Annotated in this window: 13 protein-coding genes; 8 read left to right on the top strand and 5 right to left on the bottom strand. The window is 34.5% G+C overall.

The features are described 5' to 3' along the window. Positions 1–38: 38 nt before the first annotated feature. From rplS to EZ428_RS02870, 3 genes are all read left to right on the top strand, one after another. Positions 39–386: a 50S ribosomal protein L19 gene (gene rplS, locus EZ428_RS02880; RefSeq protein WP_131551598.1), complete on the top strand. Its 348-nt coding sequence runs from the start codon at positions 39–41 to the stop codon at positions 384–386. Positions 387–473: 87 nt separating this feature from the next. Beyond that, a complete protein-coding gene (locus tag EZ428_RS02875; RefSeq protein WP_131551597.1) occupies positions 474–1,700 on the top strand; it encodes a Glu/Leu/Phe/Val dehydrogenase dimerization domain-containing protein in 1,227 nt (408 codons plus the stop codon). A 1-nt stretch (position 1,701) separates the two neighbouring features. Further along, the gene (locus EZ428_RS02870; protein ID WP_131551596.1) at positions 1,702–2,829 is read left to right on the top strand and encodes a mechanosensitive ion channel family protein; all 1,128 of its coding nucleotides are present in this window, start codon (positions 1,702–1,704) and stop codon (positions 2,827–2,829) included. A 203-nt stretch (positions 2,830–3,032) separates the two neighbouring features. On the opposite strand, the gene EZ428_RS02865 is transcribed toward EZ428_RS02870, so the two are convergent. The 3 genes from EZ428_RS02865 to EZ428_RS02855 all read right to left on the bottom strand — a co-directional run bounded on the left by EZ428_RS02865 (position 3,033) and on the right by EZ428_RS02855 (position 6,464). Beyond that, positions 3,033–3,692 (bottom strand): phosphatidylserine decarboxylase family protein, encoded by a 660-nt coding sequence (locus EZ428_RS02865; RefSeq protein WP_131551595.1) that lies wholly within the window; start codon positions 3,690–3,692, stop codon positions 3,033–3,035. A gap of 73 nt (positions 3,693–3,765) precedes the next feature. Continuing rightward, a complete protein-coding gene (gene hpt / locus EZ428_RS02860) occupies positions 3,766–4,305 on the bottom strand; it encodes a hypoxanthine phosphoribosyltransferase (protein WP_131551594.1) in 540 nt (179 codons plus the stop codon). Positions 4,306–4,310: 5 nt separating this feature from the next. Next, positions 4,311–6,464, bottom strand: coding sequence for a transglycosylase domain-containing protein (locus EZ428_RS02855; protein ID WP_131551593.1), 2,154 nt, complete (start codon positions 6,462–6,464; stop codon positions 4,311–4,313). A gap of 120 nt (positions 6,465–6,584) precedes the next feature. Here EZ428_RS02855 and EZ428_RS02850 point away from each other — a divergent pair, with 120 nt between their 5' ends. From EZ428_RS02850 to EZ428_RS02840, 3 genes are read left to right on the top strand one after another with little or no spacing between them, the layout of a single operon-like run. Further along, positions 6,585–7,661 (top strand): Mrp/NBP35 family ATP-binding protein, encoded by a 1,077-nt coding sequence (locus EZ428_RS02850; RefSeq protein ID WP_205945590.1) that lies wholly within the window; start codon positions 6,585–6,587, stop codon positions 7,659–7,661. A gap of 34 nt (positions 7,662–7,695) precedes the next feature. Continuing rightward, entirely contained in the window at positions 7,696–7,941 is a 246-nt protein-coding gene (locus EZ428_RS02845; protein ID WP_131551592.1) for a NifU family protein, read from the top strand. Between the two features lie 53 nt (positions 7,942–7,994). Beyond that, entirely contained in the window at positions 7,995–8,636 is a 642-nt protein-coding gene (locus EZ428_RS02840; protein ID WP_131551591.1) for a peptidase associated/transthyretin-like domain-containing protein, read from the top strand. 71 nt (positions 8,637–8,707) lie between these two features. On the opposite strand, the gene def is transcribed toward EZ428_RS02840, so the two are convergent. Both def and EZ428_RS02830 read right to left on the bottom strand, forming a co-directional pair. Continuing rightward, positions 8,708–9,265 (bottom strand): peptide deformylase, encoded by a 558-nt coding sequence (gene def / locus EZ428_RS02835; protein WP_131551590.1) that lies wholly within the window; start codon positions 9,263–9,265, stop codon positions 8,708–8,710. Positions 9,266–9,473: 208 nt separating this feature from the next. Next, positions 9,474–10,706, bottom strand: coding sequence for a M16 family metallopeptidase (locus EZ428_RS02830; RefSeq protein ID WP_131551589.1), 1,233 nt, complete (start codon positions 10,704–10,706; stop codon positions 9,474–9,476). A gap of 538 nt (positions 10,707–11,244) precedes the next feature. Here EZ428_RS02830 and htpG point away from each other — a divergent pair. Together htpG and EZ428_RS02820 are read left to right on the top strand one after the other, a co-directional pair. Next, entirely contained in the window at positions 11,245–13,131 is a 1,887-nt protein-coding gene (htpG, locus tag EZ428_RS02825) for a molecular chaperone HtpG (protein WP_131551588.1), read from the top strand. Positions 13,132–13,240: 109 nt separating this feature from the next. Further along, entirely contained in the window at positions 13,241–14,461 is a 1,221-nt protein-coding gene (locus EZ428_RS02820) for a metallophosphoesterase (RefSeq protein WP_131551587.1), read from the top strand. The last annotated feature ends 87 nt before the right edge of the window (positions 14,462–14,548 follow it).

Here is a 14,548-nt window from a genome sequence, read left to right as displayed (position 1 = left end):
TTTTAAACAACAAAAAATCGGCTTAATAGCTTAAAATCATGGATTTAGTAAAATTTGTAGAAGAGCAGGTAATCGCGAAAAATGAGTTTCCTTCTTTCAAATCAGGAGATACAATTAGTGTACACTATAAAATTCGCGAAGGTAATAAAGAACGTATTCAAATTTATCAAGGTGTTGTTATTCAACGTAACAGTGCTGGTGCTAATGAAACGTTTACTGTTCGTAAGATGAGTAATGGAGTTGGAGTAGAGCGTATCTTCCCAATCAATTCTCCAAATATTGATAAAGTAGAAGTTAACAGTCACGGTAAAGTACGTAGAGCTAAATTGTTCTATTTACGTGAATTAACTGGTAAAGCTGCTCGTATCAAGTCTTTAAGAAAATAATATTCTTTAACAAGATATATAACCTTCACGATTAGTTTCGTGGAGGTTTTTTTGTTTTATCTTTGCGCCACCAAATAGAAAAATGTAATGAAGGATTTATTAAAAAAATACGAAGAAAAACAGCCAGAGATTGTTTTTGAATGGAAAGACAAAGAATCTGAGGCTGAAGGATGGGTTGTTATCAATTCGTTGCGTGGCGGTGCTGCTGGCGGTGGAACAAGAATGAGAAAAGGACTTGACAAGCGTGAGGTTGAATCATTAGCCAAAACAATGGAGGTAAAGTTTACCGTTTCTGGTCCGCCAATAGGTGGTGCAAAATCTGGTATTAACTTCGACCCTGCGAACCCTCGTAAAAAAGAAGTTTTAGAACGTTGGTATAAAGCCGTAATGCCGTTATTAAAAAGTTATTATGGTACTGGCGGAGATTTAAACATAGACGAGATACACGAAGTTATTCCAATAACCGAAAGTTATGGTTTATGGCATCCACAAGAAGGTGTGATTAGCGGTCACTATCAGGCTAGAGAAAATGAAAGAATTCACCAAATTGGACAATTACGTTATGGCGTTTCTAAAGTATTGGAAGATTTAGATTATACGCCAGATATCAAAAGAAAATATAAGGTAGCCGATATGATAACAGGTTACGGTGTTTCTGAATCGATAAGACATTATTATAATATTTGGGGTGGAGAAATTGCAGGTAAAAAAGCAATTATCCAAGGTTGGGGTAATGTTGCTGCAGCAGCAGGATATTACTTGGCACAACAAGGCGTTAAAATTGTAGGTATTATTGACCGTGTTGGTGGTTTAATTAAACCTGAAGGATTTACAGAACAAGAGATTAAAACTTTGTTTAACGACCGAGTTAACAACACATTGGTTGCAGACAATTTGATTCCTTTTGCAGAAGCAAGTGAACAGATCTGGAATGTAGGTGCTGAGATTTTTGTTCCAGCGGCTTCGTCTAGATTGGTGCAACAAGCCGAAGTTGATAAAATGATTACAGCTGGGTTAGAAGTTATAGCTTGTGGCGCTAATGTTCCTTTTGCCGATAAAGAGATATTCTTCGGAAGCATCATGGAACATACAGATAATCACGTAGCTGTCATTCCAGATTTTATTGCAAACTGCGGTATGGCAAGAGTTTTTGCTTATTTAATGCAGCGCAATGTAGAAATGAGCGATGATGCAATTTTCTCTGATGCATCTAATATCATTCATAATGCATTGCAAGCCGTTTATAATACTTCAAATAAAAGAACAAATTTATCAAGCACCGCATTTGAAATTGCGTTGAAACAATTAGTATAAAATGGATAATCAATTTTTTGAACAGGTAATTTGGGGCAATACAGTACAGGCATATTGTATGTTTGCGGGCATCATTTTGCTCGGACTTTTATTAAAGAGATTCGTTTCTAAGAGATTAAGCCAGCTACTTTTTAAACTGTTCAAAAAATTTGCCGAAGAGGTTAAAATAGATACTTTCATTGCTTTATTATTAAAGCCGTTTGAGTTTTTCATCAGCCTTGCCACTTTATATCTTGCGGTTAATCAATTAAAACACCCATTAGAAGTTGTGGTGTTTCATTTTAACAAGCAGATAAATAATGTTAAAACCCTACAGCCATTTACGCTTGGCGAGCTATTAGATAAGACATTTTTATTCCTTATCATCCTTTCTTTTTTCTGGATTATTTTAAGGATAATAGATTTTATTGCCCACGTATTTACTTATAAGGCCATTAAATCTGAGAATAAAGCAGACGACCAATTGGTTCCTTTTTTAAAGGAGTTATTTAAGTTTGTTATTTATTTTATCGGCTTTTTCGTTTTATTAGGTTATGTATTCGAGGTTAATGCATTAAGCTTAATCACTGGTTTGGGTATTGGGGGTATTGCTATTGCCTTGGCTGCAAAGGAAACATTAGAAAACTTAATTGCATCATTTACAATTTTCATAGATAAACCTTTTACTGTAGGCGATTTAGTTAAGGTTGATGGAATTGAAGGAACGGTAGAGAAAGTTGGCTTTAGAAGCACTGTATTTCGCAGTACAGACAAAACAACAATCATCATCCCAAACAGGGCAATGATAGATGGTGTTTTAGAAAATATGACCCGTAGAAATTACCGTAGGGTTAAATTTAATATCGGCATTACTTATGAAACTGATTCTGCCTTGATTAAAAATATAATCGAAGACATCAATGCATTTTTAGAACAAAGTGAGCACACAACAGATGCTTCAGTTACTTTTGATAGTTTCGCAGATTCTGCCCTAAATATTCAGGTTTTGTATTTAGTAGAAAATATAGAGTACAATAACTACCTTAAAATTAAGGAAGACGTTAATTTCAAAATCATTGATATTGTTAATCAACATGGTTCAGAGTTTGCTTATCCTACGCAAAGAACGGTTGGCGAGAAGAATAAATAGTTATGTCATCCTGAGCTTGTCGAAGGACAAAAACTTGGAAAGCAAAGCAGAGCTGCAATAGCCTAGGATTACCGACGATGTTTTTCTAAAACTTTACCATCTAAGGCATCTAAGTTAATCTAAGAAAGATGAAATGTAGAAATGCTAAGCTGTCCTTACCTGCCTACCGCAGGCAGGGATTTCTAATATGGTAAGGAAGTAACTTAGCTAAGTTCTGCTAAAACTGTAATTCCGCCTTTAACAACTTGATCTAATTGCAGGTTAACTTTAGTGCCAACTGGTAAGAAAATATCAACTCTAGAACCGAATTTAATAAAGCCAAACTGTTCTGTCTGTACTACTTGATCTCCTTCTTTAATGTACCAAACAATTCTACGAGCCAATGCTCCAGCAATTTGTCTGAACAACACAGGCGTACCGTTAGCATGTTCTACAACTGTAGTAGTACGCTCGTTTTCGGTGCTCGATTTTGGGTTCCAAGCTGCTAAATATTTACCAGGATGATATTTGAAAAACTTAACCACACCAGAAATTGGGTTACGGTTAATATGTACATTTACAGGCGACATGAAGATAGAAACCTGCAAGCGTTTATCTTTGAAATACTCACCTTCTTCAGTTTCTTCAATTACTACAACTTTACCATCTGCAGGGCAAATAACCAAGTTTTCGCCTGATGTAAATGTTCTAGAAGGATTTCTAAAAAACTGTAAAACGATAATAAATAATGCGAAAGATAAAATATAGATAAACCAGCGCAACCAAGTTACATCTGCAAATTTGTAGTCTACAAATGCATTAAGCAACATGATAAATAAAATGGTAAGCGCAAGGCTGGTATAACCTTCTTTATGTATGGTCATTGTCTTCAGTTTTTAGTAAGTCGCAAAATTCGGAAAAAAATATCATATTCTTATATTCATCCGATGACTTAAATTACTTTGTAGCTCTATAGATATCCTTTAAATTTCTGCCCAAACCATCATAATCTAATCCATAACCAACCACAAATTCATTAGGTATTTCGAATCCTACATATTTTAATTCTTCTATAGGCTCTTTTAATGCTGCTGGTTTAAACAATAGGCTGCAAACTGTAACAGATGAGGGTTTTTGTTTGTGAACTTTTTCTAGAATGTATTTTAAGGTTAAACCAGTGTCAACAATATCCTCCACTAAAATAACATCCCTATCGTGCAGATCTTCTGGCAAACCAAAAGCTTCTTTAATTTCTCCAGTACTTTCCGTACCGTGATAGGATGCAACTTTGATAAAACCAACTTCGCAAGCAATGTCAATTTCCTTAAGCAAATCGGCCATGAATAAAAAACTGCCATTTAAAACACCAATAAAAACGGGGCAACGATTCTCAAAATCTACATTTAATTGAATGCCAATTAAACGCGTTCTTTTGGAAATCATATCATAATCTAACATGATTTCGAAGTCTTTATTGTGTATTTGAATTTTGTTCATCCTGTTTAGCCTCCGTTTTCTTTTTCTTTCCTGCGTTGTTCTCTTCTTTCTTGGCGGAGTTGTTTTTTTGTTTTTACAGTATCAGTGGTTTTTGTAGGAGCTTTGGTAACGGTATCTTTTTTAGAGCCACCAAATAATCGGTCAAACAAGTTTTTAGATTTATCTTGCATTCCGCCTGGAGGCATCATATCTTCCTCTTCGGCTTCAATTTTAGTAGTATCAATAACTACAGAGTCTGGCAATAAATACTGTCTTAAACCTTCTCTTAACCTAACATTATAAAAGCCATACCCACTTGTGTCAGCGGGTGTTAAGCCTCTTCTGGCCATGGTATTGCCAATAAAATTAAACCAAGGATATAAATAAGGTTTTAAGCTCCCATCGCTCATGAACTTATACATCGCAGCTTTAGGTTTAGGGACGATGTTAGCTAAGAAAATACCCTCACCCACTGTTAATTCTGATGGGGATTTGCCAAAATAATGTCGAGAAGCCTCTCCAATTCCATACACATTTTGCCCCATTTCAATAATGTTGAAATAGACTTCTAACATACGCTGCTTGCTAATTAAACGATTGTTTTCAATTAGCCAAACTATCAAAATTTCTTCCGCCTTGCGAGCTAAAGTTTTTTGACGACTTAAAAAAACGTTTTTAACCAACTGCATTGAAATTGTACTTCCACCGCGTTTAAAGCGTTTTTCTTTAAAGTTTACAGCGATGGATTTACGAATAGATTCTTCTACAAAACCTTTGTGTCTATAAAATGATGGGTCTTCGGACGTTAGAATAGCATTTTTAAAATTAGACGAAATATCTTCTAATCGAGTAAAGTTTGGATTAGATGGACCAATGGTAATATCTCGCATTGGTTTGCCATATTCATAAGGCGTATAAACAAAATCTGAATTAATTTTCTGTAAATCGTTTTTCCCCCATTTCACAATTTTGAAGTTTGTTGGTGTTAAGGTAGATTCGAATTTTACGCTATCAGGAATAGAAGTATCTAAATAAAAGTTAAGGTTGTATTTTAGCTTTCCCTGTACTTTAATTCCTTCTAAAGACTCGAATAAGCCTACTGGAAAAGCATCAAAAATAGCTTGTGCATCTTGCTCTTCAGCATTGATCTTCATCTCATAAATCTTGTTTGGAGACAAGGTGTATTTTAAATACGGATGAACTGAGGCGTTTTTTAAGAACACGGTTGATGTGCTATCCAAAGAAATGAAATTCTCCCCGATTAGTACATCTGCATCTATTTTTGCATCCGGAACAACAATATCAGCAGAAGAAATTCTCTTTTGGTTAATGGTTAAGTTTTTGATAGCCCATGAACCAGAAATTTTATAGTCATCTCCACTGTAATCAGCATCTTTCATTTCTGTGCTTGCCGTATCAAAGCTGAGCTTGGTATGCAGTTTTTGTTCTAAATATTTGGGTAATTGAAACTTTTGACCATCAGCAAAAAACATTACGTTAAGCCTTTTTTTACCTGGATTTAATTTTCCATTGACATGCCAAGTTGCTGTTGTGTCATTAACAACAATAGTCGAAACTAGTTTTCCATTATCTATAGTTGCACTAGTTTTGAATTTTAAGGATGCTGTATCATTGTCATTTAAACGCACCACAAAATTCTTGATTTCCATGTCATCAGGAATTTTGTAAAATACCTCGTTTAACAAATCACTTGCCAAATCGCCAAGGTTAACTTTGCTTTTTGCAGTTGTGCTATCTTTCTTTTTTCGTTTTAAAATGAAGTCGATGTTTGTTGTAGAGTCTCTTAAAACAATATTTAACTTTCCCTGGTCAAGATTAATTTCTGATAATTTAACATCGCCAAACAATAGAGGAAATAATTTTACGGCAACCGTAATGTCGTTTATGGTAGATAGTGTATCTCGGTCTTTTGGAACAACCGAAATGTCTTTCATATTTACGGCACTTAATCCAGTAAAGCCAGCCGAACCAATTTTAATTTTTAGGCCATAATCTTTATCCGCTTTTGCGATAGCCTTAGCCATCATTTTTTTTAATAAAGCTTCTCTTTTGCTATAAGCATAAACACCAACAGATATAAATAAAAGCAAGAACACACCTAAAACCCAAACGCCGATTTTTAGATATTTCTTGGGAATGTTAATTTTTGGTAACTGCATAAACTAATGTAGAATTAATTGTTAAACAAACGCTTAGAGCAAATGTTTATTCTGCGTTAAAATTACAATAAAAAGGACGATAGAAAATTTTTTGTGCCTATGTTTTGTTAATTTTGAGGAATGATAATTACCAAGGAGCAAGTTTTAGCTGCCTTAAGCCATGTTGAAGACCCAGATTTAAAGAAAGATTTGGTTACGCTTAACATGATTAAAGATGTTAAAATTGAAGATAAAACGATAGGATTTACCCTAGAACTGACAACACCTGCTTGTCCGATGAAAGAGATGTTGAAAAACGCATGTACAAATGCAGTTAGACATTTCGTGTTGGCTGATGCAGAAATCAATATCAATATCACTTCGAGGGTTACCAAACCATTAGATATTTCTCAGTTGAAAGACATTAAAAATATAATTTTAGTTTCTTCTGGTAAAGGAGGCGTTGGAAAATCTACCGTGGCCAGCAACCTAGCTGTAACTTTAGCTAAAGATGGTGCAAAAGTTGGTTTAATAGATGCAGACATTTATGGGCCATCTGTTCCCATCATGTTTGGGTTAATTGGAGCAAAACCAAGCGCTAGAGAAACGGAAGATGGTAAAAGTTTAATTTTGCCAATTGAAAAATATGGGATTAAATTACTTTCATTAGGTTTTTTTGCCGACCCAGACCAACCTGTGCCTTGGCGTGGACCAATGGCATCAAACGCCATCAAACAGTTGTTTAATGATGCAGATTGGGGTGAGCTAGATTATTTAATCGTCGACCTTCCTCCGGGCACTGGAGATATTCATATTACCATTAGCCAGAGTTTTCCAATTGCTGGAGCTGTTATTGTTACCACTCCTCAACAAGTGGCATTGGCCGATACTAGAAAAGGATTGGCAATGTTCAGAATGCCAGGAATAAATATCCCAGTTTTAGGCGTAATAGAAAACATGTCTTATTTCACTCCAGCAGAATTGCCAGAAAACAAATATTACATATTTGGCAAGAATGGCGGGAAAGAGTTAGCGGAAAAATATGATGTTCCATTTTTAGGCGAAATACCATTGGTACAGGGCATTACCGCCTCAGGAGATAGCGGAGAACCAATATCTATGGAAAACGATAGTCCAATAGCTGCTTCATTTACTGAAATTGCAGGGAAAATTGCCCAACAGATTTCTATAAATAACGTACAGACAGCTAATTGCTAAAAAATTACTATTTTTATACTTTAATTGATATAAAATGAGTTTAACAGAACAAGTGGAGCAAGCATTAGAAACCATTAGGCCATATTTAATTGCTGATGGAGGTAATGTTGCCATAGAAGAGATTACGACGGACAATGTTGTTAAATTAAGATTATTGGGTAATTGCGGTAGTTGTAAAATGAGTTTTATGACCATGAAAGCAGGTATTGAACAAGCTATCATGAAAGCTGTGCCAGAAATTACTAGTGTTGTTGCTGTAGATTTAGCAGAACAAGATTAAGTTTTTAACAAAATTTAACTAGTCAATAAGCCATTTACAAGTATTTTTGTACAATGAAGTATAGCTTAACTATCATATTGTTGTTGTTTGTTGCAACTGTTTTTGCGCAAAACGAAACCAAAAGCAATAAATTGATTCAATTTTCGGGGATTATTACCGATGTTGACAGCAATTCTGTTGTGCCATACGTTACCATTACCAATAAAAGTTTTAACGAACAAAAATACGCAGCCAATTACCAAGGCTATTTTTCATTCATAGCCCATCCGGGTGATACATTATTATTCTCTGCGGTTGGTTTTACAAGCAAAACCTTTGTTTTACCAAATCTTATTGCCGATAGTAAATTTACGGCTATGATTAAGCTAAAAACTGAAATCGTTTATTTAAGGACCGTACGTGTTAATCCTTGGGCAACCGTAGAAGAGTTTACCAAAGATTTTCTTTCCATGAAAGTGGCAGATGATGATTTGGCACTTGCTAAAAGAAACGTTTCTCCAGAAGCTTTAAGGGGAATGATAAAAACCTTGCCTAGAGACGGGCAAGAAGTTAGCAATGGGAACTATCGTTATAATTTTGACAGGATGATGAATGTAAACATGCGTCAGACTAATCCACTCCTAAACCCATTTGCTTGGGGTAAATTAATGCAAACTATCTTTAATGGAGATAAGTTGCGTAGCGAAGAACAATAAATTTAATTTACGATTTTAGATTGAGGAGTTACGAATATTGAGGTTCAAGAAATCGTAAATCTTAAATAATCTTATCTTTTTTTATTCTGCTTAGGGAAACGCATTTTGTAATCAGTAGATACATTTCCTTTGGAAATAGCATCTAACTTTCCTTTTAACAATTGTTTGCGTAATAAGCTTAGTTTGTCAGTAAAAAGTTTGCCTTCAATATGGTCATATTCATGTTGAATAACTCTTGCGGGAAATCCTGTTACTTTTGCTTTATGTTGCTTCCAGTTTTCATCATAATAACTAATCAAGATATTTGGCTTACGCATCACATCTTCACGAACTTCTGGAATGCTTAAACAACCTTCGTTAAATGCCCAAGGCTCGCCAGACTCCTCTAAAATCTGTGCATTGATGAATACTCTTTTGTAAGCTTCCTCTTCCTCATCACCTTTGGTATCTACAATGAATAAACGAATAGGTAAACCAATTTGGGGAGCAGCTAAACCCACACCACTCGCATTGTACATTGTTTCGAACATATTGCTAATTAGTTGTTGCAAATCAGGATATGTTTCATCAATATCAACACAAACTTTCTTTAAAACTGGGTCTCCGTAAGCTACAATTGGTAATTTCATCAGGATTGTTATTTCTTATAATAGTGCAAAAGTACGAAAATACACGAATTGTTAGATTGCTTTATTGCTAAATTGTTGATTAAATCATAATTAATGGCTCAATAAGCTAACAAGGCTTACTTGAATCTAGTTGAACCATATGAGAAATATAAGTTCATTTAAGGTATGCTCTTATATTCCTTAAAAGACTTATATTGTAAATTACAATTTAATCTTCTGTCGGGTAAAATGTTAAAGAACTCAATTTACTTTCATCCAAAATCTCATTAGAAATGTTGGCCATATCGGTTACGGTAACAGCTCTAATCTTATTAAAAACGGTTTCCAAATCATCAATTTTATTGTAATCAATTAAGCTTTTCGCCATAGAAATAATTAAGCCAATTCTATTTTCTTCGCCTAATGCAATTTGTCCGATAAACTTATTCTTAACTTTTTGTAATTGAATTTCTGTTAATGGATTTGCTTTTATTTTCTTAAATTCTTTAGCAATCAGACTAAATGCTTTATCTAGTTTTTCTTGGTCTGTGCCAAAATAAAGGGCAAAAATTCCCGTATCACTTAACGGACTGTAATTAGATTCTATAGTGTAAGCAATACCGTATTTCTCTCTAATCTGAAGGTTTAAAATAGAGCTCATTCCTGTTCCACCGAGCATGTTGTTTAACAACAATAATCCGGCTTTATAAGGATGGTGTAAGGAATAAGCTTGCGTGCCCATAATTACATGTGCTTGTGAAATTTGCTTATTTACAACTATGTTTTGTGCAGCATTTGGAACTGGAGCTATCCTGTTTTTTGGTGATAAATTTGCAGGAACAGATTCGAAATGTTTTGAGCCTACTCTAACGAATTTATTTAAAGGATAATTTCCAATTACACCAACAACAATTTCATCTGTACGATAATTGGCTGCGATAAATTTTAAAATATCTTTTTTCGTTAAAGCATTAACCGTTTCAGGAGTTCCTAAAATATTTCTCCCAAAGGAATGGCCTGCAAAAAGTTGGTCTTCAAAATCATCATTAATGGCTTCTTCTGGCTGGTCTAAATAAGAAGTAATCTCATCTAATATTACACCTTTTTCCTTTTCCATTTCATCCTCTGGGAAAACGGAATGAAATACAATATCATTAAAAAGTTCTAATGTTCTATCTAAATATGGATTTAAGAAAGAAGCGTGAATGCAAGTGTATTCCTTGGTGGTATAGGCATTTAAATCAGCGCCAACACTTTCTAATCTTGTTAAAATCTGATTGGTATTTCTTTTTTCAGTACGTTTAAAAATCAGATGTTCTATAAAGTGAGCCAAGCCCATTTGCGCTTCGTCTTCATCTCTTGAGCCACTGTTGATAATAATACAGGCATGAGATATGGTCGATGCCGAAGGAACATGAAGTAATCTTATGCCGTTTTTTAAAGTGTGTACGTTGTATTCCATTAAGCAACAAAGATATGGTTTTTTAGCTATAGCTTCTTCGTTTCCGGAACCGTAACCTTCTCTCTTGTAATTATTAATTAAAAATAAAATCCCTAACGCAGCTATTCTTTGTCTGCATTACTTGGCAGCTCAAAATATGCTCATCTTTCCAGTGCAGTAGAATCAGCAAACTGTACGTCCAGTATTAGTTATTGTCCAAGTAGGCATCAAGTAGGTCTATGACGTAAGTAATCCTTACTTGATACCTACTTGATACATCGGTGATATGTACTAGTTACTCCCTTTGCTACTGTTTGTTGAAGCCTTCTTCATCCCCTAATGACAAGCTGAGACCAAGATCTGAGCTCTTCTATGTTATAATGAGTTTTAAATAAGTAACTTATAGGTTATCGTCTTTTAATAAATGGCTAATTTAAATGATGTTAGGGAACAAAAGGCCTCTTTATTAAGTTTATCCTAACCTGTCATTTTGACTTATAAACTCTTTTGGAACAACCATTGATAAGCATAGGTATAATCAAAAAATTATAAATTAATTATGACAACAGAAAAAGGAAGTATTTCCATACACACTGAAAACATTTTCCCAATCATCAAGAAATTCCTGTATTCGGATAATGAAATCTTTTTAAGGGAACTAGTTTCTAACGCAGTTGATGCGGTTCAAAAAATAAAACGTTTAGCAGCTCTTGGTCAGTACAACGGCGAACTTGGCGAGCCATTAGTTGAGGTAAGTTTAGACCAAGCAGCAAAAACCATCACTATTAGCGATAATGGTTTGGGGATGACTGCAGAAGAAATCAAAAAATACATCAACCAAGTTGCTTTCTCAGGTGCTAGTGAGTTTGTAGAGAAATTTAAGGATGCGAAAGATGCTAATGAAATCATTGGTAAATTTGGTTTAGGTTTCTATTCTGCGTTTATGGTTGCAGATTTAGTAGAAATTCAAACGTTATCTTATCAGGATGGTGCTGAACCAGCAAAATGGACTTGCGATGGTAGTACATCCTTCGAGATTTCTGAAGGAAGCAGAACCACTCGTGGTACCAGCATCATTTTACATATTAACGCAGAATCTGAAGAGTTTTTAAGCGAAGATAAACTTCAACAAATTTTAGATAAATACGCTAAATTTTTACCTGTTCCAATCAAGTTTGGTACTAAAACAGAACAAGAAGAAGATGGTGTTGATGCAGAAGATAAACCTAAATACAAATCAATTGAAGTTGATAACATCGTTAACACAACTAATCCAATTTGGACAAAGGCACCTGCAGATTTGTCAGATGCTGATTATTTAGATTTCTACAAACAATTGTATCCTTTTTCAGAAGACCCATTATTTTGGATTCACTTAAACGTTGATTATCCTTTCAACTTAACAGGAGTTTTATACTTCCCTAAAGTAAAGGATGATTTTGATATGCAACGCAACAAAATCAAATTATTCAGTCGCCAAGTATTTATTACTGATGAAGTAAAAGATATTGTTCCAGAATTTTTAATGTTATTACACGGTGTAATTGATTCTCCAGATATTCCATTAAACGTATCGAGAAGTTTCTTACAAGCAGATAGCAACGTTAAAAAAATCAATAGTTACATCACTAAAAAAGTAGCTGATAAATTGGCTGAATTATTTAATAAAGACCGTAAAGCTTACGAAGAAAAATGGAGCAATATTGGTTTATTCGTTAAATACGGAATGATTAGCGAAGAGAAATTCTATGATAAAGGAAAAGATTTCGCTTTGTTAACCAATACCAAAGGTGAGAATTTTACTTTCGAAGAATACAAAGAAAAAGTAGCTCCAGCTCAAACTGATAAAAACGGAACGGTAGTTTATTTATATACTACTGACCCAGATAAACAAGATGGATTTATCCAATCGGCGGGGAAAAAGGGTTACGATGTTTTATTGATGAATTCTCCAATTGATAATCATTTTGTGAGTAGCTTAGAACAAAAACTAGAGAAAACACAATTGAAACGTGTTGATGCCAGTGTAGCAAATCAACTGATTGAAAAAGATGAATTGCAAGAATCTGTTTTAAGCGAAGAGCAATCGACCAAAGTAAAAGAGATTTTTGAAAAGGCAATTGTTAAGGCTAATTTCAGTGTAGAAGTTGTGGGTTTAAGTCCAGATGATTCTCCAGTTACGGTAACTATGGACGAGTTTATGCGTCGTATGAAGGATATGGCAAAAATGGGTGGCGGAATGAGTTTTTATGGTAATATGCCAGATAGCTACAAAGTTGCCATTAACGGAAACCACAAATTAGTAAGTAAAATTTTAGCATCGGCTGATGAAGAAGAGCAAAGCAAATTTGCTAAACAAGCAGTGGATTTAGCTTTACTTTCTCAAGGAATGTTAACAGGAGCAGAATTAACAGCTTTTGTAACTAGAAGTGTTGAGTTAATATAACCGAAGAGGTTTACCAAGTTTCTTTAACCACATAGAAACATAGGAAACATAGTTTTTTTACACCATTGGCTATGTTTATCTATGTGTCTATGTGGTTTATTTATTTAATATGAAAAGAAGATTTCAATTATTACCCGTAACCATTTTCATCGCAATTTTCTTTTTGCTGAATTGGTATGCATTGAGTGGTTTGCAAGTTGTGGCTACGGAGGCCTACGTTCCGAGTGTATTTTGGTCTGTTATTTCACTAAGTGTTTTCGCTTTGATTTTTGCAATTCAAGGTATACAAAGTAGAGGAATGGGTGTGTTTTTTAAAATTGCAACCCACGCTTTTTTAATGCTGTTTGTGAGTGAGCTTATCTTCATTATTAACTTGATTTTAGATGATATTTTTAGGGTTTTAGCAGGATTATTTCAGTTAATTAAGCAAGGTGATTTCTTAGCTCCTGCTAGAAATATCTATTGGGTTGAATTTGGAATTGGTCTTTTCTTCGCCTCAATTTTATTGTTTTTGTATGGGATAATAAAGGGCAAATATGCTTACAGGGTGATTAAGCATACTTTAACCTTTAAGGATTTACCTTCAGCTTTTGATGGCTTTACGATAACTCAAATATCTGATGTTCATGCGGGAAGTTTTACCAATCCTAAAGCGGTGCAAAAAGGAATCGACTTAATTAATGAGCAAAAATCAGATTTGTTTGTATTTACGGGAGATTTGGTTAACAATAAAGCAGAAGAAATTAAGCCTTGGATAGGACATTTCTCACAGATAAAAACTAAGTATGGTCAGTTTTCTATTTTAGGCAATCATGATTATGGCGATTATGTAAAATGGGATAATGACTTAGTCAAAAGAGGAAATTTACAGCAACTCAAAAAATATCATTCAGAATTGGGGTTTCATTTATTGTTAGATGAGCATATTGATTTAAATAAAGATGGACAAAAGATAATCTTAGCAGGAATTGAAAACTGGGGCTTGGGATTTGGTGAACGTGGAGATTTACAAAAAGCGTTACAAGGAACTACACCTGAAGGGTTTAAAGTGCTGCTTTCTCATGACCCATCACACTGGGATGCGCAGGTGAAGAACAATCCTTCAAAAATTCATTTAACATTAGCTGGTCATACCCATGGGATGCAATTTGGCATCGAGGCGTTCGGTATAAAATGGAGCCCGGTAAAATTGAGGTATAAACATTGGGCAGGAATTAAAGAAGAAAACGGCAGATTTTTAAATGTAAATCGTGGTTTTGGCTTTATCGGATTTTCTGGAAGAGTAGGAATTTGGCCAGAAATTACTGTGATAGAATTGAAAAAAGGATAATTATTTTTTTAGGGTGTTGTAGCGTTTGGCATTTTACCTCCGTATGGGTTCTTAGTGTTGATGGCCATTAACCTATTTTTCACCCTT

The organism is Pedobacter frigiditerrae (genome assembly GCF_004331645.1).
GTDB classification, from domain to species: domain Bacteria; phylum Bacteroidota; class Bacteroidia; order Sphingobacteriales; family Sphingobacteriaceae; genus Pedobacter; species Pedobacter frigiditerrae.
Note: the sequence above shows the minus strand (reverse complement) of the source record. Positions and strands in the feature narration are given on the sequence as shown.

Bases quoted from the DNA above. Each gene is read 5' to 3' on its own strand.
- def (WP_131551590.1), bottom strand. From the start codon at position 9,265: ATGAAATTACCAATTGTAGCTTACGGAGACCCAGTTTTAAAGAAAGTT.
- EZ428_RS02850 (WP_205945590.1), top strand. From the start codon at position 6,585: ATGATAATTACCAAGGAGCAAGTTTTAGCTGCCTTAAGCCATGTTGAA.
- htpG (WP_131551588.1), top strand. From the start codon at position 11,245: ATGACAACAGAAAAAGGAAGTATTTCCATACACACTGAAAACATTTTC.
- EZ428_RS02875 (WP_131551597.1), top strand. From the start codon at position 474: ATGAAGGATTTATTAAAAAAATACGAAGAAAAACAGCCAGAGATTGTT.
- EZ428_RS02855 (WP_131551593.1), bottom strand. From the start codon at position 6,464: ATGCAGTTACCAAAAATTAACATTCCCAAGAAATATCTAAAAATCGGC.
- EZ428_RS02845 (WP_131551592.1), top strand. From the start codon at position 7,696: ATGAGTTTAACAGAACAAGTGGAGCAAGCATTAGAAACCATTAGGCCA.
- hpt (WP_131551594.1), bottom strand. From the start codon at position 4,305: ATGAACAAAATTCAAATACACAATAAAGACTTCGAAATCATGTTAGAT.
- EZ428_RS02870 (WP_131551596.1), top strand. From the start codon at position 1,702: ATGGATAATCAATTTTTTGAACAGGTAATTTGGGGCAATACAGTACAG.
- rplS (WP_131551598.1), top strand. From the start codon at position 39: ATGGATTTAGTAAAATTTGTAGAAGAGCAGGTAATCGCGAAAAATGAG.
- EZ428_RS02820 (WP_131551587.1), top strand. From the start codon at position 13,241: ATGAAAAGAAGATTTCAATTATTACCCGTAACCATTTTCATCGCAATT.
- EZ428_RS02830 (WP_131551589.1), bottom strand. From the start codon at position 10,706: ATGGAATACAACGTACACACTTTAAAAAACGGCATAAGATTACTTCAT.
- EZ428_RS02865 (WP_131551595.1), bottom strand. From the start codon at position 3,692: ATGACCATACATAAAGAAGGTTATACCAGCCTTGCGCTTACCATTTTA.
- EZ428_RS02840 (WP_131551591.1), top strand. From the start codon at position 7,995: ATGAAGTATAGCTTAACTATCATATTGTTGTTGTTTGTTGCAACTGTT.